Source organism: Bacillus sp. AFS017336 (assembly GCF_002555445.1).
In the GTDB taxonomy this organism is placed as follows: Bacteria; Bacillota; Bacilli; order Bacillales; family Bacillaceae_G; genus Gottfriedia.
Map to the genome: position 1 here is coordinate 58,171 of NZ_NUCO01000038.1, position 21,244 is coordinate 79,414.

A 21,244-nucleotide genomic window follows, 5' to 3' on the forward strand; every position below is an offset into this window, starting at 1 on the left:
AATGGAAATCGAAACAAATAAATTAACACTTTCTGCGTTAGTAAACGACACAGAAAAAGCGAATAAGCTTTTCGATATGCTTCAGCAGAAAGGATTAAAGTCCGTATTCTCAGACGCAGATTTCATGAATTCTGGCAAAGCCTTCTTGCCAATCACGAAAGATTTAGGGCAAATTAACAGTTTGCTCGGAATTACCGAACGTTTAGCGAGTTCTAACCAACTTGAAGGGATGCAAGGCGCTGCCTTTGCAATTCGTGAGGCGTTGTCCGGTGATCTAGTTTCATTACAAGAACGTTTCAATATACCTCGATCAATGTTGAAGCAAACATTTAAAGGCGCTGACACTGCAAAAGAAAAGATTGCAGCGTTAGACAAGGTACTTAATCAGCTTGGATTTACGCAAAAATTCGTTAACCAAGTAAATACGTCAGCTTCGGCGCAGTGGATGACGCTTCAAAGTAATGTCACGACGGCGCTCGTCAAGATGGGAACGGCAGCTCTCCAAAAACTCAAAAAGCCATTGACCGATATTAATAATTGGATTCAAGGCGGTGGACTCAACTTTTTAAAAGAAAAGGGATCCGATTTCCTAGCCGGCGCAGTTTCGAAAGCGGTCGAGTTAGGCTCGTACATTAAGGATAATTGGCCAACGATTAAACAAAAATTCCAAGACTTTAATACAGCGCTTGAGCCGATTAAAACGGGATTTAGCGCAATATTAACCGGTGCGCAAGGTATAGTCTCTTTAATTACGAGTCATTGGTCCGGAACGATTTCGGTCGTACTCGCGCTTACTGCTGCGGTCGTAACGTTTAGAGCGGCAATGCTCGGATTGATGATAATACAGGGCGTAATAGCTGTCGTTAAAGGACTGCAATTAGCCTACGGACTACTAACCGGAGCACAATGGGCGTTGAATGTTGCCATGGACGCGAATCCCGTGGGTGCTGTAATAATAGCAATAGCAGCATTAGCGGCAGGAGCAGTCCTACTTTATCGAAATTGGGACTTAGTAAAAACGAAGACAGTCGAACTATGGAATAAGATGGGACCGTTAAAAAGTTTATTCTTAGGACTACTTGGTCCAATCGGATTGGTTGTTGGAGCAGTAAAAGCGTTAGTTTCGAGTTGGGATTCGTTAATGGGGAAAATCCGTAGCTTTAAAATGCCGAGTTGGGTCAGTACGGCCGGAAGTAAAATTGGTAGCATGGTAGGAATTGGCGGCGGAGCAGGTAAATCGCATGCTGGTGGGCTCGCAAATGTCCCGTACAATGGATATCAGGCTACGCTCCACAAGGGTGAGAGAGTTATGACGCCGGAAGAAAACGACGCTTATAACAAAGGTAACGGTAAAGGCGGTAAGGGATTCTCGATTAATATTGAGACGATGAATGTACGTAAAGATTCGGATATTAATGAAATTGCCGATAAATTAGCTCGAAAACTTATGACACATGTGGGGGTAATCTAATGAGCACAGGTGGTCCAACTAGGTTAGCACAGGCGATAAAGAATCTAGGATATAATGCGGACGTTAGTGTTTTAGTTGCGCAAGTAATTAGTCCTCTGCCAGACTTAAAAATAAAGTTTATTATCTCGAAGCTTATTTTAGAGTATACAGATGACGACTTCTTACTTTGCGATCATTTAAACGAAACCGTACGCGAGATACAAATATCTGATAATGCTAACTTTTCTGCAGCGACGACTAAATACATTAAATTTAAAAGTACATTAAATGTTAACGACTATGTAATAGTACTTGAATACGCTAATGGTCAACGTTTTATAGTCATCGATAAAGTATAAATTTAGAGCGTCCTTCTAACGAGGGACGTTATATTTTTTTGTACCTTAATGGCGCGGTTTCTCCGTAAAAATGACCGTAATTATACTAGCATTGACCGGGATATTCTTATATATTCTCCGCAAAATAACGTTTGAAAATACAAGCATAATCGGATAAAATAGGCGAGAAGAACCTCGTCAAAAACCAACAAAAAAAGACCGAATAAATCGGTCTCTTACGACAATTAATCAACTTGTATCTCATTATTAACATCAAGAGCTTCAACTAATTCTAATTCCTCATGACGTTCTTTAAAGCGGTTGAAAGTAAATTCATTTGCAAATAAGAATAGAGGACGTTCGAAACGGTCGTATACTAGCATGTTTCGCATATCTTGGTATTTCTTTAGACCTTTTACATCATCAGTTTTAACCCAACGAGCAATATTATAGTCTACATGGTCTTTACGGATATCAGAACCATATTCATTTTTTAAACGGTACTCGAAAACTTCAAATTGAAGCTGTCCAACTGCACCTAAAATTACTTCATTAAATTCATTTTTATAAACTTGAATCGCACCTTCTTGGGCTAATTGCTCAACGCCTTTATGGAAGTGCTTAGATTTTAATGAGTTAACTGGGCTAACACGTAAGAAAAGCTCAGGTGGGAAAGTTGGTAATGGTTCAAAGAATAATTTTTGTTTACCTGATGTAATTGTATCTCCAATTTGGTAAGTACCAGAATCATAAATACCGATTACATCACCAGCATATGCACGGTCGATTGTTTCTCGATCATTTGCCATTAATTGTGTTGATTGACTTAATTTAATTTGTTTTCCTGTACGAGAAAGCGTTACGTTCATACCTCGTTCAAATACACCTGAACAAATTCGTAAAAATGCAATACGGTCACGATGCGCTGGATTCATATTAGCTTGAATCTTGAAAATAAATCCACTAAATACTTCATCAGTCGGATTTACTTCACCGTTTACAGTTTTACGTGGTCCTGGAGATGGTGACATATCTAAGAAGTGATTTAAAAATGGTGTAACTCCAAAATCAACTAATGCTGTTCCAAAGAACACAGGAGTCAATTCACCAGCTTGAACCAAATCTAAATTAAATTCATTACCAGCACCTTCTAATAAATCAACTTCATCACGTAAATTTTCTAAATTGGATTGCTCTAAACGAGCTTCTAATTCTGGACCATGAACGCCTTCTGAACCTAGTTTAATGACTTCGTCTTTACGGAAAAGATGAACTTCGTTTTCTAGACGATCATATACTCCTTCAAATTGCATACCACTACCAATTGGCCAAGTAACTGCTACAGAAGGCATACCTAGAACTTCTTCTAATTCTTCCATTAATTCTAAAGGATCTTTAGCTTGGCGATCTAATTTATTCATAAAAGTAAAAATAGGAATACCACGCATACGACAAACTTGGAAAAGCTTTTTAGTCTGTGCTTCAATACCTTTTGCAGCGTCAATTACCATTACCGCAGAGTCAACAGAAGTTAGTACACGATATGTATCTTCACCAAAATCATTATGACCAGGAGTATCCATAATTGATACCATTTTTTCATCGTATTCAAACTGCATAACTGAAGATGTTACAGAAATTCCACGTTGCTTTTCGATTTCCATCCAGTCAGACTTTGCATATTTTGAATTTTTTTGAGCTTTTACAGTTCCAGCTTCACGAATTGCTCCACCGTGAAGTAGTAATTTTTCAGTTAAAGTTGTTTTACCTGCATCCGGGTGAGAAATAATTCCGAAAATACGGCGCTTAGCAACTTCATTCATTAATTCTTTATTTGCCATCTATTATAAAGTCCTTTCTAAATCAAAGATCATAATAAAATTTTTACATCCTATCTATTATACTAGAATTCACCGTTTGATGAAACAATTTGTATGTAAGTTATAGTTAAAGTATATCCAATTATATAATTAGAATTTTGTTTTTTAGTATAAATTCCGTCATTTTTTATTAAGGTATGAATTTTTTTAGTAAAACTTTGTTTTAGATCCATCTCAATAATGACCTCATAGGGGAAACCAGTTCTAAATGGGCGAAGTAATATAAGGCTATCGATGAGTTGATAGATCAATAAATATAAAAAAGGAATCTATCACTTAATTTAAAGTGGTAGATTCTTTTTTTGATGACAAATGTACAAGCAGGTTAATATCTTTCTGATTAATATATGTAGATAATGTTTTTTTAATAAAGAGTGAGGAGTTAAATATATATGTCATCATGTAATTGTTCAACAACAACTTTAAGTTGCTGTCCAGAAAAGATTTTTGTACAAGACCAAGTATGTACTCCATGGCAAGCAGTTGGAGACGCTACGGCAGTTACCATTCCTTTATTTCAAAATAATATTAATCAAAATATTATTGGAACTGGGTTTGTTAAGTATGAGGTTGGCTCAGCTACGCTACCAATACAAATTGTTTTTTTAAATTCTGCAGGGGGCACGATTAATACTGAAACTGTAACATTAGGTTCAAGCTTAGCGTTTACAATAAGAAGATTCGATGTAATACAAGCCATTATACCTATTGGAGCAGATATTCTGTTTCAAGGTGAATTTTGTATAACGACACGTTATTCAGTTTAAATGAAGAAAATGAGGGGATAAGCAAATGTGTAACGGTTTAAGTTGTTGTTCAACTAAAAATATATTTCAAGATAAAGTATGTATTACCTGGCAAGTTAATACAACAGGGGTAATTACGATTTATACAAATAACATAGCTTCAATCGTATCAGCAACTGGTTATGTTAAAAATGATACTGGAACAGACATTATCGTTGTGAATTTTTTAAGAGGAGGAACAGTAATTGACACTCTAAATGTTCCTCCGCAAAGCAGCGTCGGATTTTCAGAAAAATTATTTGATGAAATTCAAGTCGATACTACTGGATTACCTGGCTCTGTTGAAGGAGAGTTTTGTATTACTGTTAGGTATTCAATGTAATATTTCATTTTATCTAAATAGTATTATTCATGATTTTTTGAATGAACGATACTATGTAATGAAATGAGGAAAAATCATGTTTTTTAATGTGAATAATAAAGTAGAAAATGGAATTTTATATTCGTATTTAAATGGAATAAACTCTAATTCGAATAGATGTAGTTGCTGTAATAGTTTTTCTTGTAATGTTTTATCCTGTAATGGGATTAAAAAAACTGGTCCCACAGGTCCCACTGGCGTAACGGGTGTAACAGGAATAACTGGCCCAACTGGTTCTACTGGAGTGACTGGAGCAACCGGTTCGGCGGGAATAACGGGCCCGACTGGAGCAACCGGTCCAACAGGGATAAGCGGCTCGACAGGAATAACCGGTCCTACGGGAGTAACAGGTTCAACTGGAATAACAGGTGAAACAGGGGTAACAGGATCGACAGGAATAACCGGTTCAACTGGAATAACCGGTCCTACGGGAGAAACTGGCCCGACCGGAGTAACTGGCTCGACGGGAATAACTGGCCCAACGGGAGCAACCGGTCCAACTGGAATAACGGGCACGACTGGGGTAACAGGTCCTACGGGAGAAATTGGCCCGAAGGGAATAACGGGCTCGACAGGAGTAACAGGCTCGACAGGGGCAACGGGCTCGACCGGAATAACGGGCACGACAGGAGTAACGGGTTCGACGGGAATAACGGGCTCAACTGGAATAACGGGCACGACAGGGGTAACAGGTCCTACGGGAGAAATTGGCCCGACGGGAATAACCGGCTCGACAGGAATAACGGGTTCGACGGGAGTAACCGGCACGACAGGGGTAACTGGTTCGACAGGAATAACAGGTTCGACGGGAGTAACTGGCTCGACGGGAGTAACAGGTTCAACAGGAGAAACTGGTTCGACGGGAATAACTGGCCCAACGGGAGCAACCGGTCCAACTGGAATAACTGGCTCGACAGGGGTAACAGGTCCTACGGGAGAAATTGGTCCGACGGGAATAACGGGCTCGACAGGAGAAACTGGTTCGACGGGAATAACGGGCACGACAGGGGTAACAGGTCCGACGGGAATAACCGGTCCAACTGGAATAACGGGCTTGACAGGGGTAACAGGTCCTACGGGAGAAATTGGCCCGACGGGAATAACGGGCTCGACCGGAGTAACAGGCTCGACAGGGGCAACGGGCTCGACCGGAATAACGGGCACGACAGGAGTAACGGGTTCGACGGGAATAACGGGCTCAACTGGAATAACGGGCACGACAGGGGAAACAGGACCGACGGGAGAAATTGGCCCGACGGGAATAACTGGCTCGACTGGGGTAACGGGTTCGACCGGAGTAACCGGCTCGACAGGAATAACGGGCTCGACGGGAATAACAGGTTCGACGGGAATAACTGGCTCGACTGGGGTAACGGGTTTGACCGGAGTAACCGGCTCGACAGGAATAACTGGCTCGACGGGAATAACAGGTTCGACGGGAATAACGGGCCCAACCGGAGGAACGGGTTCAACTGGAATAACCGGCTCGACCGGAGTAACAGGTCCGACGGGAATAACAGGCTCGACAGGGATAACGGGCCCAACTGGAGTAACAGGTCCGACAGGAGAAACTGGCCTAACCGGCCCGACAGGAATAATGGGTCCTACGGGAATAACCGGTCCAACCGGAGCAACAGGCTCGACCGGAATAACGGGTTCGACGGGGATAACAGGTCCAACAGGAGAAACAGGAGTAACCGGTCCGACGGGAACAACTGGAGCAACCGGTCCAACTGGAATAACGGGCACGACAGGGGAAACAGGTCCGACGGGAGCAATCGGCCCGACCGGAAAAACGGGTTCGACGGGGATAACAGGTCCAACAGGAGAAACTGGCCCAACCGGCCCAACTGGAGTATCCGGCCTGACCGGAACAACAGGCTTCACTGGAAATACTGGTCCCACAGGCTCAACGGGAATAACAGGTCCAACTGGACTAACAGGAGCAACAGGAATAACAGGCTCGACCGGAGTAACGGGCCCAACTGGAATAACAGGAGCAACAGGAATAACAGGCTCGACTGGAATAACAGGCCCGACGGGAACAACAGGAGCAACAGGAATAACGGGCTCTACAGGCATAACCGGTTTCACTGGAAATACTGGTCCCACAGGCTCAACGGGAATAACAGGAGCAACAGGAATAACAGGTTCGACCGGAGTAACGGGCCCAACTGGAATAACAGGAGCAACCGGAGTAACAGGCCCGACGGGAACAACCGGCTCGACTGGAGTAACAGGCTTCACTGGAAATACTGGTCCCACAGGCTCAACTGGATCAACAGGCCCGACAGGAGCGACCGGCCCAACTGGTGTAACCGGAGCAACAGGCAGAACCGGAGATAGAGGCGCGTCGGGCCCAACTGGAACAACTGGAACAACTGGCCCAACAGGAGTAACAGGAGCAACAGGAATAGCTGGAGACAGAGGGGCAACGGGCCCGACTGGAGTAACGGGCCCAACTGGAGCAACGGGAATAACAGGCCCGACCGGAGCAACGGGTCCAACCGGAGTAACCGGAGTAACCGGAGCAACAGGCAGAACAGGAGCAACTGGAACAAGTTTTACCACTTCTGGCTCTGCTGCAAATACTTCTGGAGCAACAATAGCACTAACATTATTAACTCCAACCCCTATACCATTTCCTAACGCACAAAATTTATCGGCAGATATAACAGTTAACAACCCAACAGCTACTATTTTTACAATTAATACTAGTGGTAGGTATTTGATAACGTACCAGGTGTATCCTACATTATCCTTGTTAACTACTTTTCAATTATTTCGGAATGGTGCTGGAGTAGCAGGTACGAACATTGCAGCTGCCATAGGGATCAGTTTAGTCAGCAATCAAGTGATTATTAATGTAAATGCTGGAGATACGATCCAAGTTATGGTGTCAGCTACATTAGCAGCGACGGTGTCGTTAGCAGCAGGGACTACCGCGGCTACACTTTCTATTGTGAGAGTCGGATAATATTCGATTTGTTAGTTTAAAAAGTGACTACAAGTTATATTGAAAGCTAAATTGTGGTCACTTTTTTATTAAAATTTAATTTTTAACAGTATGGCTTAATAGTTTAAAAGTTTAGTCATACATAAGTTCTTAATTTTTTGCTATTGAGAGGGATAAAATTGAAACCAAAAAGACCAGATAAACCGAATTTACCAAGTATTGCCTCACCACTTGCGCCCCCACCTCCTCTGCCTCCTGTTCCACCGCCAGTACCACCTACACCACCGTCTCCAATACCACCAAAGTTTGATCCATGTATTCCAATCGATCTATGTGGAAATATTTTTATTCAAGAAGTTCTTGTTCAACCAGTTGTGTTGTGGGAGTTAGGAGAAAATTTAACTGCTCTTGCAACAATTTCAATCTATAATAGTGAAAGTAGTACAGACCCAATAACAATTGAAATAAATAGCAATAGCACTCATTTAATTACGGTGCTGCCAGGAAATACGAATAGTTACACAAGTAAGTATATAAAGTCAGTGAAAATCTTACCATCAAGTAGTCAGAATCCAATCTATGTAGAAGGGAAATATTGTATTACTGGTAGAATTCTGGAAAAATAATAGCTATTTTTTAAAATTTTAAGTTTATTGCACAAGTGCAATGAACTTTTTTTATATTTCAAAAAATAGGCGTACTTTATTTAGTAGCTTTACATATGATTTAAAGAGTGGTATGGTTAGTTACACAAGTAACTAACTAAACAACTAAATAGAGAAGGATGCTGCTAATGAAACCAACATTAGATGAATCACAGCCAATTTTTCAACAAATTGCGGTTATGATTATGGACGAAATTATTGATGGAAGAATTAAAGAAGGTGAACAAGTACCTTCAACTAATGAGTTATCACGATTTTTTAATATTAACCCTGCAACAGCAAGGAAAGGTCTACAAGCGTTAGTTGATAAGGAAATTATTTTCAAACAAAGAGGTGTAGGCATGTTTGTTTCTGAAGGTGCAAAAGAAAAGTTAATTCTAGAACGTAAACAACAGTTTTATGAAGAATATGTTGCACCTTTACTTAAAGAAGCTAACAGAATTCATTTAGACGAAGAGATGGTAATTGATTTAATCAAAAGAAAAAACGATTCAAACTAGGGGGATTAAAAAATGATCGAAATTAATAATCTAACATATGCCTATAATAATACGCCGGTATTAACTGATTTTAATTTTATTGAATCAGAGCCAAGGATTATTGCATTATGGGGAAGAAATGGCGCAGGAAAAACAACTTTAATGAGTCTACTAGCAGGCCATTATAGACCGGATCAAGGATCAATTAAAATATTAGGTCAAGAGCCATATAATAATTTAAATGCTTTAGAAAATATTTGTTATATACAAGAAAATCATCCTTTTGGTCATAACTGGCGAATAGGTGATCTGTTAAGGTATGGTAAATACTTTCATCCAAATTGGGATCAAGAGTTTGCTGAACATTTAGTTGAAATCTTTGAGTTACCACCAAGGAAAAAAATTGAAAAGTTTTCGAAAGGAATGAAAACTGCAGCACAAATCATTTTAGGATTAGCAAGTAATGCGAAAATAACAATTCTTGACGAGCCAACGAATGGATTAGATGCTGTAAGAAGAAAACAGTTTTACGATGCACTTTTGGAAAGTTACGAAGAAAACCCTAGAATCATTCTACTTTCAACGCATCATATTGAAGAAATTCAACCTTTATGTGAAACAATGGTTGTTGTAAATGATGGCAAGTCATTATTTTATGAGCAAATGGAAGTAATGAGAGAAAAAGGAATTATTCTATCAGGCGATATGGAAGTTATAAAAGAAGTAACTAAAAATGTTTCAATACTTGAGTCTTCTAAAATAAGTTCAACCCAAAAAGTAATGATTGATGAACTATTTACTGCTGAATGGAAAAAAATCGCTGAGACAAATCAGCTTACAATTGAAAAAGCAACATTACAAGACTACCTAATAAATAAAACACTTAATAAGAATAAAGGGGTGAAAAAATGAGGTCTAAACAAGGTACTTATCAACTAGTTTTTGATGAATTTAAATGGTATTTTAAATTGTTTTCTTTAATTACTTTGTTCCTAACAGTTGTTTATTTATTGATTAGTGTAATATTTAAGATACCTTTACAAACTGGAGCTGCATTATTTGGACCGACTTATGGGGGAATTTGTACATTTGCAGTAGCAGCATTAGTCATACCGTTTCAAGTTGCAATTGGATTAGGAAGTACAAGAAGGCAGTTTTTAAAATCATATAATGTGATGGCAGTAGTTATGGTAATAACAAGCATAACTTACTTAAATATATTATATTTCATTATGAATGCACTATTAGACAAAGGAATAAATAGTTTTCGTTTTTTCCATCCTGCTAGATTAGTTTCATCAGAATATCATTTCTTTACTTATTATTGGGTAGATCTAATGATCGGGTTTATTATCCTAGGTCTTTCAGCATTCATTGCTGTATTAGTTAGACGTTTAGGTATTCTCTATTTTTTAATGACACTTGTCATTTTAAGTATTGTCATTACTTTCATATCAATAAGTGGTGTAAGTTCAAGCATATTTTCATGGATTTTAACTATTAAGCCGATCAATCTATTTTCGTTAATCGGGCTATTAGGAATTGTACTTCAATTTTTAACATATCCAATGATGAAAAATGCACCTTTAAAAATGAAAGGTAGAAATTAAAAGTATTTTAAAAACTGACCTGACTATATCGATGTGTAAAAAAGTATGCGTTTTATCGCATACTTTTTTTTCTAATCAAGTAATATAAAAATTAAGATTAACCTATCATTTCATTATTTTATAATGTAATTAAAAATTAAATAAGTTAGGAGATTGAATGATGTCATTTGCTATTCAACCAATCGCTTTTGTGAAGAATTCAAGAAAAGAAATTGAAGACGATTATTGGGGTTCGATCGTATCAGAAATCGAATTAGTTGATGAATTAAACGAAGAAGCATTCAGCGGTATAAGTGATTTTTCACATCTTGAAATTATTTTTTATTTTGATAAAGTTACTGACGAAATGATTCAATACAATGCAAGACATCCTAGAAATAATACTAAGTATCCAAAAGTTGGAATTTTTGCCCAAAGAGGCAAAAATAGACCGAATAAATTAGGGTTAACAGCTGTAGAGCTTTTAAAACATAATGGCCGAATCCTAACGGTGAAGGGATTGGATGCCATTGATAGCACACCAATAATTGATATTAAACCAATCATGAGAGAGTTTCTTCCAAAAGGCGAAATAAAACAAGCAGAATGGTCAAAGGATTTAATGAAAAAATATTGGTGATTACGATATTATTTTTTAATTTTAGCACTGTTAAATTATAATGTTGTTTTTTGAACTTAAAAAGAGGTTGTCTCATTAGACAACTTTTAGAACTCCGATCCAACTAACATATGTATTAGTTGGATAAAAATAAAATGATTGTAACTACAAACAGAAATAAAGCTACAATAATACTTGGATTTTCAAAAGAAAATTTCTTTTGTTTTACCTTTAATTCAATTATGCCATTAATCATTATCGTTACACTTACTAATATAATTGCAAACGGTTGATACTCGTGATTACTAGTTATCAAACCAAAAATTGATATTGTTAGTGCAATTATAGCAAAGACAATCCTATATATTTTGAACAAAATATTACTCCTTTTTTAATTTTACAGTGTATTTTACATTATAAAACAATCCTTATACACTGCATTCTTATTAAACTATCCTGTTATTTAGTTGAATATGAAAATCAACAATTTACGCTAACAGAACTTACTTTTAAAAAGCACAGTTAATTTTAAATGTAGATTTTTGAACTAATAAAGGTTGTCTATTTAGACTACCTTTAGAACTCATATGTAACTAAAATATGCGCTAGTTGAGTTAGAAAAGGAAATACTCTTCAAAAAAATACCCATTTACCAATTGTAAATAGGTTAGTTAATATGTAGTTCATATTGAGATATGAATTTCTCTAATATATTAGTGTATATTTCTGGTTGGTCAATGTGTACAAGATGAGAGGCGAAAGGGATGACAGCTACATGGATATCATTATCTGCATTCGGATATGTAATAGTTCCTTTAATTTCATGTAGATTTCCCTCTCCAACCATAAATAAAATTGGCATTTTGAGTCCACTTAAATCACAGGTTATTTCAAAAGGATACCAATCTTCGTTCCTTCCCATATAAATAAACTGTTTCCATCCTTCTCCATGAAGATTATTAAAATAATTGATGGTTTTTGATTGTTGTTCTACATTTTTCTTGTGGATTTCTAGCCAATCAGTAGGCTTTTCTGGCATTAGTCCAGAAATCGTTAAAGTTTTTACCTTTTCGGGAAACTTTTTACTAAAAAATAAAGCTACTAATGCACCCAAAGAGCAACCTACAATATGAGCAGATTGTATCTCATGATATTCAAAAGTATCCGTTAAATCTGTTGCTGAATCTATAAAGAAATTAGATAAATCATTACTTGTTGATTTCCCGTGCCCTCGTAGATCTGGTAGAATTACTTTATTCTTTTGTACAAAATAACCCCTTTGGTAATCGAAGTCAGTCATTCCAGTTTGTAAACCTGTATGTAAAAAGACAATTGGTTCACCTTCTCCTAAAACTTCGGTATTTAAGAGCATTTGTTACCTCCCGTTAATAAATTTATACTTTTTTACTATTCAACAATTACAGTTTAATACCTTTTCCTTATTTAGCTAGCTTCCCATTTTGTTCAATAAAAAACGAGCCATTTTTGTGACTCGTGACCTCCAACTATCTTACTCTTTAGAAATGCATTAATATTGATGAAAACTTGTTTTAGCTGGAATTATACTTTTGATAAGTTCAATGTCTTTTTCACTAGCATTAGTTACAACGAACTCAGTTCCCCAATGACCTGAATGAAATACTGGCACTATTCCTTTGTTTAAATTAACTGTGAACCATTTGAACTCTCCGATATTATTGATATGATGTTTCGATAGATACATCGAAAGAATTGAGTTTTTCATACCCTTAAGGATAGTAATACGATCTTCTTTATATATTTCAAAAGAATTGAGTTTTTTTATTTCTTCAAATGTGTCAATTTCTTCATTCCAACAATGAATTTCAATCGTATCAGATTTTAGTAAAAAGTATTTTATTAAAGGGGTCCAATAATCATATTCCTCATTCACGGGTTTGGGAAAGGTTGAATGATCGTCCGTATAAGTTGGAATGTGAAAAACTAAATTCTTTTGCACAAAATCACTCCTCTAAAAAAAATTTCCGAATTTATTTTCTATTTTTTATATTAGTCACTTCAAGTGTTTTTGCTCTCAATTGATGAGATTTTTTGTACTTTTTTCATATATGAAATTAAAGACATAACTCCATTGTCTACATTTCCAATGAATTGTTTTTTTAACCTCTCATCTAAGATTAATTGCCTTAAGTTCAACATGCAGCTCATTTTGCCAGTCAACAATAAATAATCACTTTATAAAATTTTTAAAAAGTTTTTAATTTCTTTTTAAATACGTTTTATTTGGATTTTAAACCTCTAAGTTAAGATTGTTCTCGTAGGTTACTTCGGTAATTAAAAAAAAAACCGGATTGCTTCAAGTAGTTGATTAAGAAATTTCAATTCGAAATTACTTTTCGCTTAAAAACGCTTGAAACAACACCTAATAACTGGAGGTTCAAGAAGATGAACAAAATTAAATTAATGTATGATATTACAAAAACAATGAAGAAAAAAGAGCAAGTGAAAGTAAATTTGGATGCTGAGATTTTAAAGAATGGTCAAAAAACAGCATTCTTTGGTGGCGAGTTTGACAAGGATTTAACTAAACATTCTTTCCACCCATTTCAACACCGCGGCAGAAGACCTTTTGGTCCTGGATTCAGAAACAGAGGATTTTTTGAACAAGGTGGCAATGGGGAATACCAAAATAGTGAATTCTGTCAAGAAAACATCAAACAGGATGAATTAAAAGAACATAAATTCCCTTCAAAATTTAAAATGGGATTCTCAAGAGCGTCTATGTTTTTTGGTTTATTAAGCAGTATTGAAGTTCAAGAAACTGAAAATGGTGCAACGCTCATGCTAGATTCAAAGGATATTCCGGAAGACTTAAAAGAATCTTTCAAAGAAATGCGTGAAAATCGCAAAAAGTTCATGTTGGGTATGCAAAGAGCTAACTGTTCCAACAAGAATCAAATGAGTTTTTTACAAGAAGTGGAAGACCCTAACTTCTTAGTGAAAGCGAATGTTAACACAAACAAGGAAATTGAAAGTCTAACTGTCTATGCTAAAGGCTTAAAAAATCATGAAGATACGCCGCAAGAAGTGTTGGAATTGAAATATCAATCAACATTTACTTGGAAATAAAACAGCATAACACATGAAATCACAGAAGAAGAGTACAATTATTTTCAGGATATATTGATTAAAAAAAGAAGTGATTTTTGTTAATCATTCGAGAAAGTCGAGTGTTCACGCACTTAGACTTTCTTTATTTTATATTCAGCTTTTATTTGTCAATTTCTATCTATCTATTTCATACAATCATATAATAAAATGACTAAAGAAACACCAATACTATTAATAGATGAAATGGCAAATTAATGAACCATCCAATAAAAACAAGGCGGAGTCAAAATGACTTGGAGACAAAATAGTAAGAAAGAAAGACCGCATTTCTCTTCCTATCATAGAGGACATAAACCTCATCGCAACGATATAAGAAAATTCGTGCGTTTTTTTAGAATTTTTATCCCAATCACGATTTGCTTAAATATTATCGGTCTATTTACAGTTTTCTCTTGGATCGGGCGACCAGCACAATTTGGCATCGTCATTATCGTGTTACTTATTGGTTTTATCGGTTCTCGATTCCAAAGAAATTTTGAAGGAAAGATCGTGCATCCGATTGAAAAATTAAAAAAAGGCATGAGCGAAGTTGCTGATGGAAATCTAGATATTGAGGTAAAAGTAGATACACACAATGATGTCGGGCATTTGATTTCTTCTTTCAATCAAATGGTACGAAAATTAAAAGAGAGCGAACAATTGAAACAGGAATACGAGGAAAATCGCAAACTATTAGTTACCAATATTTCTCATGATTTAAAAACGCCAATCACTTCGATTCAAGGCTATATCGAAGTATTGCAGGACGGCACAATTTTATCAGACAAAAAAAAATCTCAGTACTTAGATGTTATTTGGAAAAATGCTCAGTACATGAATAAGCTAATCGATGATTTATTTTTGTTTTCGAAGTTGGATATGCAGAAACTTGATTTTGATATCGAGGAAGTTGAAATTAACCCATTCATGGCTGATCTTTCAGAAGAATATAAGTTTGATTTTCATGAAAGGGGTCTAGAGTATATTTTCTCTGATCTGACGGAACATACGAAAGTTGTAAAAGTAGACCGAAAAAGACTACATCAATCCATTCAAAATATTGTTAGTAATTCATTGAAATATGGGGACAACGAGAATCTGCAAGTAGAAATGATCCTTTCATCTTTAGAAAATGAAATAAAAATTACAATTCGAGATAACGGAAAAGGAATTACAAAAGCAAACTTAGAAAGAATTTTTGAAAGATTTTATCGAGTGGAAGATGCAAGAACAAAAAATCTTGAATCTACTGGTCTTGGACTTTCTATTTCAAAGGAATTGATTGAGGCAATGGGTGGGAAGATTGAAGTAGAAAGCGAACTTGGAAAAGGGACTAGTTTTCATATTTATTTAAGAGTTATGAACACGACCAACTAAGGAGGGGATTTCGTGAATATACTGATCGTAGAAGACGATCTGAATATCGCTGAACTTGAAAAAGATTATCTCGGCTTAAATGGCTACGATGTAACGATTGAGACTGATGGTTCGCTTGGGAGCAAAGAAGCTTTGACTGGGAATTACGATCTGCTTATTGTTGATCTGATGCTCCCAAACAAAAACGGTTTCGAAATTATCAAAGAAGTACGTGAAAAGTACGAAATTCCCATCATCGTTGTTTCAGCCAAAAATGGAGATATTTCTAAAATTCGAGGATTAGATTACGGCGCAGACGATTATTTAACGAAGCCCTTTAGTCCTGCTGAACTTTTAGCAAGGGTGAAATCTCACCTTAACCGTTATAAGCGATTGAAAGGACATTCAAACGTCGTTTCCCTAATCAGTATTCGGGGCTTAGACATTGATGCTACCTCACACAAAGTTTCCATCCGTGGGAAAGAAGTGTCTTTTACAACGAAAGAGTACGATTTATTACTGTTTTTAGCTCAAAATGCAAATGTTGTTTTCACAAAGGAGCACTTATTTGATCGGATTTGGGGCGATGACAGTCTCGGAGACACGGCAACTGTTGCGGTTCATATTCAAAAAATTCGAAAAAATCTAGAAAAAGATCCTTCCAATCCAGAGTACATTGAAACACTTTGGGGTACAGGATATCGATTTAATAAATAGCTTCTAAAAGAATCCTTGATTAATTCGTTCCTCAAAATTTATGATTGTTTTTAAGTGAATTCATATTGAACTAATCTGTGATTACATAAAAAAATCAATAATATATATAAAACAGAGTCTTTAAAAAAGAAAAGATTGTCCTAAATTATCTCTTAATTTTGGGACATTTTTTTTTGCATTTATTGCAGATTTTTCCAAACCTTCGAGTCTACTACTATAAAATAATCGTTAAATTTTCATTAATTATAATGAATGGGCTATTAAAAAAGGTGAAAGAATTACATTTTCCCCCAAATTATTTTTTTTGAAAATTTTGATGGAAATTCTATAAAAAGGATAAGTGGATTTCGATTTTTTTACTTTATATTACTTAATACGACATTAAATGTTTTTTATTGACCTTTAATTTTTCCCTTCTTTTATTAAAATTCCCCCAATACTTTTCACGAAAAACAATCGTTATAATGTAAATTGAGCGATTTTTCTGAAAAATTAACTAAGAATTTGTCGTTTTTTTTATCTACTATTAGAAGAGAGTTGGAGGTTATTTAAATGAAGGGGTTAAGCGGTAAGATATTTCAAGCTACATCAGTCCTTGCTTTAGCTAGCAGTACGATTTTAGGAACCACAATGGTGACGAAAAAGCCAGTTTATGCAGTTTCGAGTGAAGCAGAAAGTATTCTTAAATCTCTTACGTCGGAACAAAGAACAGCTTTGAAACAATTAAATATTGCTGAATCAAAGACTGGTTTACGATTATCTGGTGATATCGACTTGTCAAGCGATAAAGAAGTATCTGTAATTGTTGAATTTAAAGAACGTCCGGCAAAAGTAGCGCAATTAGAGAAAGCTACAGAAGGTGAATCGATTACTTTAAAAAAAGCGAATGAGAATGTAACGAAGTCTCATGTACGCTTTAAACAGCAATTACAAGAAAAAATGGGAAATAAAGCGAAGGCTGGTAAGGAAAAATATCGAATTAAGTATACATATCAGAACGCCTTTAACGGTGTCTCATTGACACTTCCAGCAAATCAAATTAAAGATTTGTTAAAAATGGATACAGTTAAAGCTGTTTATAGTGACTCAACAGTTCAAATTACCCCACCTACTGAATCTGCAGAAGCTAAAGATGAAACAAAGGTTGATAGTTTTCCATTTTTAAAGATTGATAAATTACATGAAGAAGGTTTTACAGGAAAAAATATAAAAATAGGTGTGATCGATACCGGTATTGATTATAACCATCCTGATTTAAAAGATGCATATAAGGGTGGATATGATTTTGTTGATAACGATAATGATCCGATGGAAACTACATATGATCAGTGGAAAACTTCTAAAAAGGCTGAAATTGTTAATGGAAGCACATATTACACAGAACATGGGACACATGTTTCAGGGACAATTGCAGGTCGTGCGAAAAACAATTCTGAGTATAAAGTAACTGGGGTAGCCCCTGATTCAGATTTGTATGTATACCGAGTATTAGGTCCATATGGATCTGGTTCGAATTCAGCAGTTATCGCAGGTATCGATCGTTCCGTTAAAGATGGAATGAATGTTATTAATCTTTCTTTAGGATCGACATTAAATGATCCTTTAGAAGCTACAAGCTTAGCGATTGACAATGCTGTATTAAATGGCGTTACAGCTGTTGTTGCTGCAGGAAACGCTGGTGACAGTTTATATACTTTAGGTTCGCCAGGCGCAGCGGCACTTGCATTAACTGTTGGAGCTAGTTCTGTTCCTACTAAAGTAACAACATTTGCAAGTGATTTTTCAGTCAATGGTAAAGGAACAAACAGCACTTTACAATTGATGACGAAAAAGTGGACAGATAATTTCACAAATATGTCTGGAAAAACATTTGATATTGTCAACGTAGGTGAAGGCGGAGCTACTGATTATACTGGGAAAAATGTACAAGGTAAGATTGCGTTTGTTGCCCGCGGTACATATGCACTAGTTGATAAAATGAACTATGCAAAACAAAATGGTGCTGTTGGTGTAATCATATACAACAACAATGCTTCTGAAGGGCAAATTCCGTATTATTTAGGAGAAAGCAATGATAATATTCCAGTATTTTCGATGACAAATATAGATGGATTGACGATAAAGGATTTATTTACAAATGGAACACCTTCTGTAACATTTGGAAATATTGGCGAAGCTGAAATTCCTGGTGATGATTTAGCTAGCTTTAGCTCTCGTGGCCCATCGGGAACTTTATACGACATAAAACCAGAAGTCACAGCACCCGGTGTTGATGTATTATCAACTGTTCCTTCATATATAAACAACAAAACTGATGTAACTGATTATTCTTCTGCATACATGAGAATGTCTGGAACATCAATGGCAACTCCACATGTCAGTGGGATTGCTGCATTACTTTTACAAGCACATCCTGACTATACTCCAGCGGATATAAAAACTGTTTTGATGAATACTGCTGATCCATTAAGAAGTAAATATAGTGTGTTTGAGGTAGGGGCAGGTAGAGTGGACCCTTATGAAGCGATTTATTCACCAGTTGAATTAGCAGTACAGGATACAACACCTTTCATCAGAAATAATGAAAAAGTCATGATTGACGAGCAAACTGGTGGACTAAGTTATGGGTTTATTCCAGCTAATAAAAATGATATTTCGAAAAAAACTACTATTTTAATTACGAATCATTCTGAGAAAGCGCAAAAATATACTGTTTCAGTTGAATATAATGTTGGCGCACGAGGTTCTTTAGATGCAGATGCAAATGGGGTTAGTATAACAGTACCAAAAAGCATTAAAATTGATCCGAAATCCCAGGAAAAGATTGCTGCAAAACTAAGCATACCGGCTTCTGCAAATAAAGGGACTTATGAAGGCTATATTCATGTTGTGAATGAGAAGGACCAAAATGATCATTATCAAATTCCGTTTGGATTCCGTCTAGTAGAAGAAGGTTTTGAATATTTTAGAGCTCATTCACCGAGCATTTCTACTAATCGTGCAACTAACCCATATAGCGTTAAGGCGTCTGATTTGGATTTTAAATTAAATTCACCTATGAAAACAATGGATTTTATTTTACAGGATGCAAAAACAAATAAAGATTTAGGGATAATCGGTACTGCAAATATTTCGGGTGCTGGAGTTGATCAGGATTATTACCTACAACAGGCTTTTGCTGGAAGGTACTTTCCATTTACAGGGAATTCTAAAAAACCGATTGGAGCAACATCGGTTTTAGCAACTGACGGTTTATATAAATTGAAAGTTATTGGTACAGATGCGGATGGTAAACAGTTTACAAAGACTGACCAAATATATATCGATAATAACCGTCCAACTTTCACACTAGATGACACTAATGCTCTACCTAAAGGTGATTTGCCGTTTGTTCAATTAGCACCTGGCCAAAAAACAGTCACATTATCTGGAAGTATTATAGATAATGAAGCAACGGTAATGGAAAACAGCGGGATGAACGTAACACAAGCAACTAATAAAGTCTGGTATGGACCTAACTCTCCGGCAATTGGTATTGCTACTGATGCGAATGGCAAGTTTACGAAAGAAATATCTGTTGATTCTTCAAATCCAGTCAGTGTGCTACAATATGTTGCGGCGGACAGAGCTGGTAATTCAACGATGGCTAAGGTCATTTATTATATGAAACCAGGGGCACAATATATTTATGCCAAACCAAATAAAGCATCTTTTAATATGGGTGATCAATTAACTTATACGTTCTATGCACACGGTCTGCAAAATGCAAAAGATCTAACACTTAAATTTGATTACACATCAAGATATTTTAATTCAGTCGTAATTAATAAAAATAAAGCTTTATCCGAGGATACTCAATTTACAGCCACAGCAATAGGAACTACTAGCAAATCAAATACAATTAATATAAAGGCACCAGGAGATGGATTAAATGGTGATATGCCATTGTTTGATATGCAAGTAGAGACGAACTCGAATGAATATGTTAATGTGAATTCCATACTTTTTTCAGTAACTTCTTCTTCGTATAAAGATAATAATGGTAAAACAGTAAATCCTTATACTCAGGTCGGTTATTTACCTAGCTATTCTGCTTATTCAACAGCAACGGCGAAACTCAATGCTGAAGCATTATTAAATGCAAACGGAAGTTTTAATTTTGCCATTGATTACACGACGATTGGTGCAGATGTTAAAGCAATAGACTCAAAAGGTATAATATATAATGGAGAAGTTCAAAAGAACGGCAACGTAGTATTTAGTAAACTTCCAATTTCAGAACAAGTATATACGGTTATCGTAGATGTTCCTGGTCATTTTACGACATATACGCCTATGGAAATTGGTCGAAAAGATCGAGAAATTAATATTGGTGAAAATATTTCGTACCCAACTGTAAGAGAATATGCAGGCGATATAAATAAAGATAATGTAATCGATGTAATGGACGCTTTATATCTTCAAACATATTGGGGAACAAATAAACGAAGTGCCGATCTTAATTTTGATAAAGTCGTAGATGCAAAAGACTTTGCATTATTTGAAAAAAATTATTTACTACAAAATCAATATGTTGAAAATGCACCAAAACCTGTACAAAAATATAAAGGGAAAACACTTGAAGATATTAAAAGTGAATTAGGACTTAAATAATAAGTAAGACAATTTTTAGGCTTGTAGACAAATTGGAATTCGTTCCATGTCTACAAGTTTTTTTTGTATAATAAAAAATTATTTTTGTTATATGAAAAATAGACACTGACTTTACCCGATTATATTAATGTTTATGCTTATTAACTAGCAGATAATAAAGCAATCCATAAAAAATAGAATAAAAAAAGATTTAAACATTATAACGTTATATTGACTAATCAAAAAATAGATGTTATTCTACATTGG

At 35.9% G+C, this 21,244-nt stretch carries 18 protein-coding genes; 14 read left to right on the forward strand and 4 right to left on the reverse strand.

The genetic code is table 11. The features are described 5' to 3' along the window. Positions 1–262: 262 nt before the first annotated feature. Both CN601_RS20685 and CN601_RS20690 read left to right on the forward strand, forming a co-directional pair. Positions 263–1,471, forward strand: a complete 1,209-nt coding sequence (locus CN601_RS20685; protein WP_142317391.1) for a phage tail family protein — start codon at positions 263–265, stop codon at positions 1,469–1,471. Further along, complete coding sequence (locus CN601_RS20690) at positions 1,471–1,809, forward strand: DUF2577 family protein (protein ID WP_098172204.1); 339 nt, start codon at positions 1,471–1,473, stop codon at positions 1,807–1,809. Before CN601_RS20685 ends, CN601_RS20690 begins: the two co-directional genes overlap by 1 nt. Before the next feature lie 224 nt (positions 1,810–2,033). Here the strand turns inward: CN601_RS20690 and CN601_RS20695 are convergent, their stop codons facing one another. Next, complete coding sequence (locus tag CN601_RS20695) at positions 2,034–3,629, reverse strand: peptide chain release factor 3 (RefSeq protein WP_098117788.1); 1,596 nt, start codon at positions 3,627–3,629, stop codon at positions 2,034–2,036. Positions 3,630–4,060: 431 nt separating this feature from the next. Here CN601_RS20695 and CN601_RS20700 point away from each other — a divergent pair, with 431 nt between their 5' ends. The 8 genes from CN601_RS20700 to tsaA all read left to right on the forward strand — a co-directional run bounded on the left by CN601_RS20700 (position 4,061) and on the right by tsaA (position 11,164). Beyond that, entirely contained in the window at positions 4,061–4,435 is a 375-nt protein-coding gene (locus CN601_RS20700) for a DUF3992 domain-containing protein (protein ID WP_098117786.1), read from the forward strand. Positions 4,436–4,460: 25 nt separating this feature from the next. Beyond that, positions 4,461–4,796 carry a DUF3992 domain-containing protein gene (locus CN601_RS20705; protein ID WP_098172205.1) on the forward strand — a complete coding sequence of 112 codons (336 nt, stop codon included), beginning with the start codon at positions 4,461–4,463 and terminating at the stop codon, positions 4,794–4,796. A gap of 76 nt (positions 4,797–4,872) precedes the next feature. Then, positions 4,873–7,812: a beta strand repeat-containing protein gene (locus CN601_RS27910; RefSeq protein ID WP_098172206.1), complete on the forward strand. Its 2,940-nt coding sequence runs from the start codon at positions 4,873–4,875 to the stop codon at positions 7,810–7,812. A gap of 158 nt (positions 7,813–7,970) precedes the next feature. Then, positions 7,971–8,417 carry an S-Ena type endospore appendage gene (locus CN601_RS20715; protein WP_098172207.1) on the forward strand — a complete coding sequence of 149 codons (447 nt, stop codon included), beginning with the start codon at positions 7,971–7,973 and terminating at the stop codon, positions 8,415–8,417. Between the two features lie 167 nt (positions 8,418–8,584). Then, positions 8,585–8,956: a GntR family transcriptional regulator gene (locus tag CN601_RS20720; protein WP_098120853.1), complete on the forward strand. Its 372-nt coding sequence runs from the start codon at positions 8,585–8,587 to the stop codon at positions 8,954–8,956. 12 nt (positions 8,957–8,968) lie between these two features. Next, the gene (locus CN601_RS20725; protein WP_098172208.1) at positions 8,969–9,847 is read left to right on the forward strand and encodes an ABC transporter ATP-binding protein; all 879 of its coding nucleotides are present in this window, start codon (positions 8,969–8,971) and stop codon (positions 9,845–9,847) included. Continuing rightward, positions 9,844–10,545, forward strand: coding sequence for a hypothetical protein (locus CN601_RS20730; RefSeq protein WP_098172209.1), 702 nt, complete (start codon positions 9,844–9,846; stop codon positions 10,543–10,545). Before CN601_RS20725 ends, CN601_RS20730 begins: the two co-directional genes overlap by 4 nt. Before the next feature lie 160 nt (positions 10,546–10,705). Beyond that, on the forward strand, positions 10,706–11,164 hold the full coding sequence (gene tsaA / locus CN601_RS20735; RefSeq protein WP_098172210.1) for a tRNA (N6-threonylcarbamoyladenosine(37)-N6)-methyltransferase TrmO: 459 nt from the start codon (positions 10,706–10,708) through the stop codon (positions 11,162–11,164). Positions 11,165–11,279: 115 nt separating this feature from the next. Here the strand turns inward: tsaA and CN601_RS20740 are convergent, their stop codons facing one another. The 3 genes from CN601_RS20740 to CN601_RS20750 form a co-directional block, all read right to left on the reverse strand. Beyond that, a complete protein-coding gene (locus CN601_RS20740) occupies positions 11,280–11,519 on the reverse strand; it encodes a hypothetical protein (RefSeq protein WP_098120857.1) in 240 nt (79 codons plus the stop codon). A 291-nt stretch (positions 11,520–11,810) separates the two neighbouring features. Further along, the gene (locus CN601_RS20745) at positions 11,811–12,515 is read right to left on the reverse strand and encodes an alpha/beta fold hydrolase (protein ID WP_098172211.1); all 705 of its coding nucleotides are present in this window, start codon (positions 12,513–12,515) and stop codon (positions 11,811–11,813) included. Between the two features lie 156 nt (positions 12,516–12,671). Continuing rightward, a complete protein-coding gene (locus CN601_RS20750) occupies positions 12,672–13,121 on the reverse strand; it encodes a hypothetical protein (protein WP_098120859.1) in 450 nt (149 codons plus the stop codon). Positions 13,122–13,567: 446 nt separating this feature from the next. Between CN601_RS20750 and CN601_RS20755 the strand changes: the two genes are divergently transcribed. The 4 genes from CN601_RS20755 to CN601_RS20770 all read left to right on the forward strand — a co-directional run bounded on the left by CN601_RS20755 (position 13,568) and on the right by CN601_RS20770 (position 20,998). After that, positions 13,568–14,251 (forward strand): hypothetical protein, encoded by a 684-nt coding sequence (locus CN601_RS20755; protein WP_098172212.1) that lies wholly within the window; start codon positions 13,568–13,570, stop codon positions 14,249–14,251. Between the two features lie 270 nt (positions 14,252–14,521). Then, a complete protein-coding gene (locus tag CN601_RS20760) occupies positions 14,522–15,649 on the forward strand; it encodes a sensor histidine kinase (RefSeq protein ID WP_098172213.1) in 1,128 nt (375 codons plus the stop codon). 12 nt (positions 15,650–15,661) lie between these two features. Beyond that, the gene (locus tag CN601_RS20765; RefSeq protein WP_098172214.1) at positions 15,662–16,345 is read left to right on the forward strand and encodes a response regulator transcription factor; all 684 of its coding nucleotides are present in this window, start codon (positions 15,662–15,664) and stop codon (positions 16,343–16,345) included. 552 nt (positions 16,346–16,897) lie between these two features. Beyond that, positions 16,898–20,998 carry a S8 family serine peptidase gene (locus tag CN601_RS20770; RefSeq protein ID WP_098172215.1) on the forward strand — a complete coding sequence of 1,367 codons (4,101 nt, stop codon included), beginning with the start codon at positions 16,898–16,900 and terminating at the stop codon, positions 20,996–20,998. Positions 20,999–21,244: the final 246 nt, after the last annotated feature.

What these genes read in the sequence shown, in the direction of transcription:
- CN601_RS20705 (WP_098172205.1), top strand. Translation starts at nt 4,461, where the DNA reads ATGTGTAACGGTTTAAGTTGTTGTTCAACTAAAAATATATTTCAAGAT.
- CN601_RS20695 (WP_098117788.1), bottom strand. Translation starts at nt 3,629, where the DNA reads ATGGCAAATAAAGAATTAATGAATGAAGTTGCTAAGCGCCGTATTTTC.
- CN601_RS27910 (WP_098172206.1), top strand. Translation starts at nt 4,873, where the DNA reads ATGTTTTTTAATGTGAATAATAAAGTAGAAAATGGAATTTTATATTCG.
- CN601_RS20745 (WP_098172211.1), bottom strand. Translation starts at nt 12,515, where the DNA reads ATGCTCTTAAATACCGAAGTTTTAGGAGAAGGTGAACCAATTGTCTTT.
- CN601_RS20690 (WP_098172204.1), top strand. Translation starts at nt 1,471, where the DNA reads ATGAGCACAGGTGGTCCAACTAGGTTAGCACAGGCGATAAAGAATCTA.
- CN601_RS20725 (WP_098172208.1), top strand. Translation starts at nt 8,969, where the DNA reads ATGATCGAAATTAATAATCTAACATATGCCTATAATAATACGCCGGTA.
- CN601_RS20730 (WP_098172209.1), top strand. Translation starts at nt 9,844, where the DNA reads ATGAGGTCTAAACAAGGTACTTATCAACTAGTTTTTGATGAATTTAAA.
- CN601_RS20720 (WP_098120853.1), top strand. Translation starts at nt 8,585, where the DNA reads ATGAAACCAACATTAGATGAATCACAGCCAATTTTTCAACAAATTGCG.
- CN601_RS20770 (WP_098172215.1), top strand. Translation starts at nt 16,898, where the DNA reads ATGAAGGGGTTAAGCGGTAAGATATTTCAAGCTACATCAGTCCTTGCT.
- tsaA (WP_098172210.1), top strand. Translation starts at nt 10,706, where the DNA reads ATGTCATTTGCTATTCAACCAATCGCTTTTGTGAAGAATTCAAGAAAA.
- CN601_RS20700 (WP_098117786.1), top strand. Translation starts at nt 4,061, where the DNA reads ATGTCATCATGTAATTGTTCAACAACAACTTTAAGTTGCTGTCCAGAA.
- CN601_RS20760 (WP_098172213.1), top strand. Translation starts at nt 14,522, where the DNA reads ATGACTTGGAGACAAAATAGTAAGAAAGAAAGACCGCATTTCTCTTCC.
- CN601_RS20755 (WP_098172212.1), top strand. Translation starts at nt 13,568, where the DNA reads ATGAACAAAATTAAATTAATGTATGATATTACAAAAACAATGAAGAAA.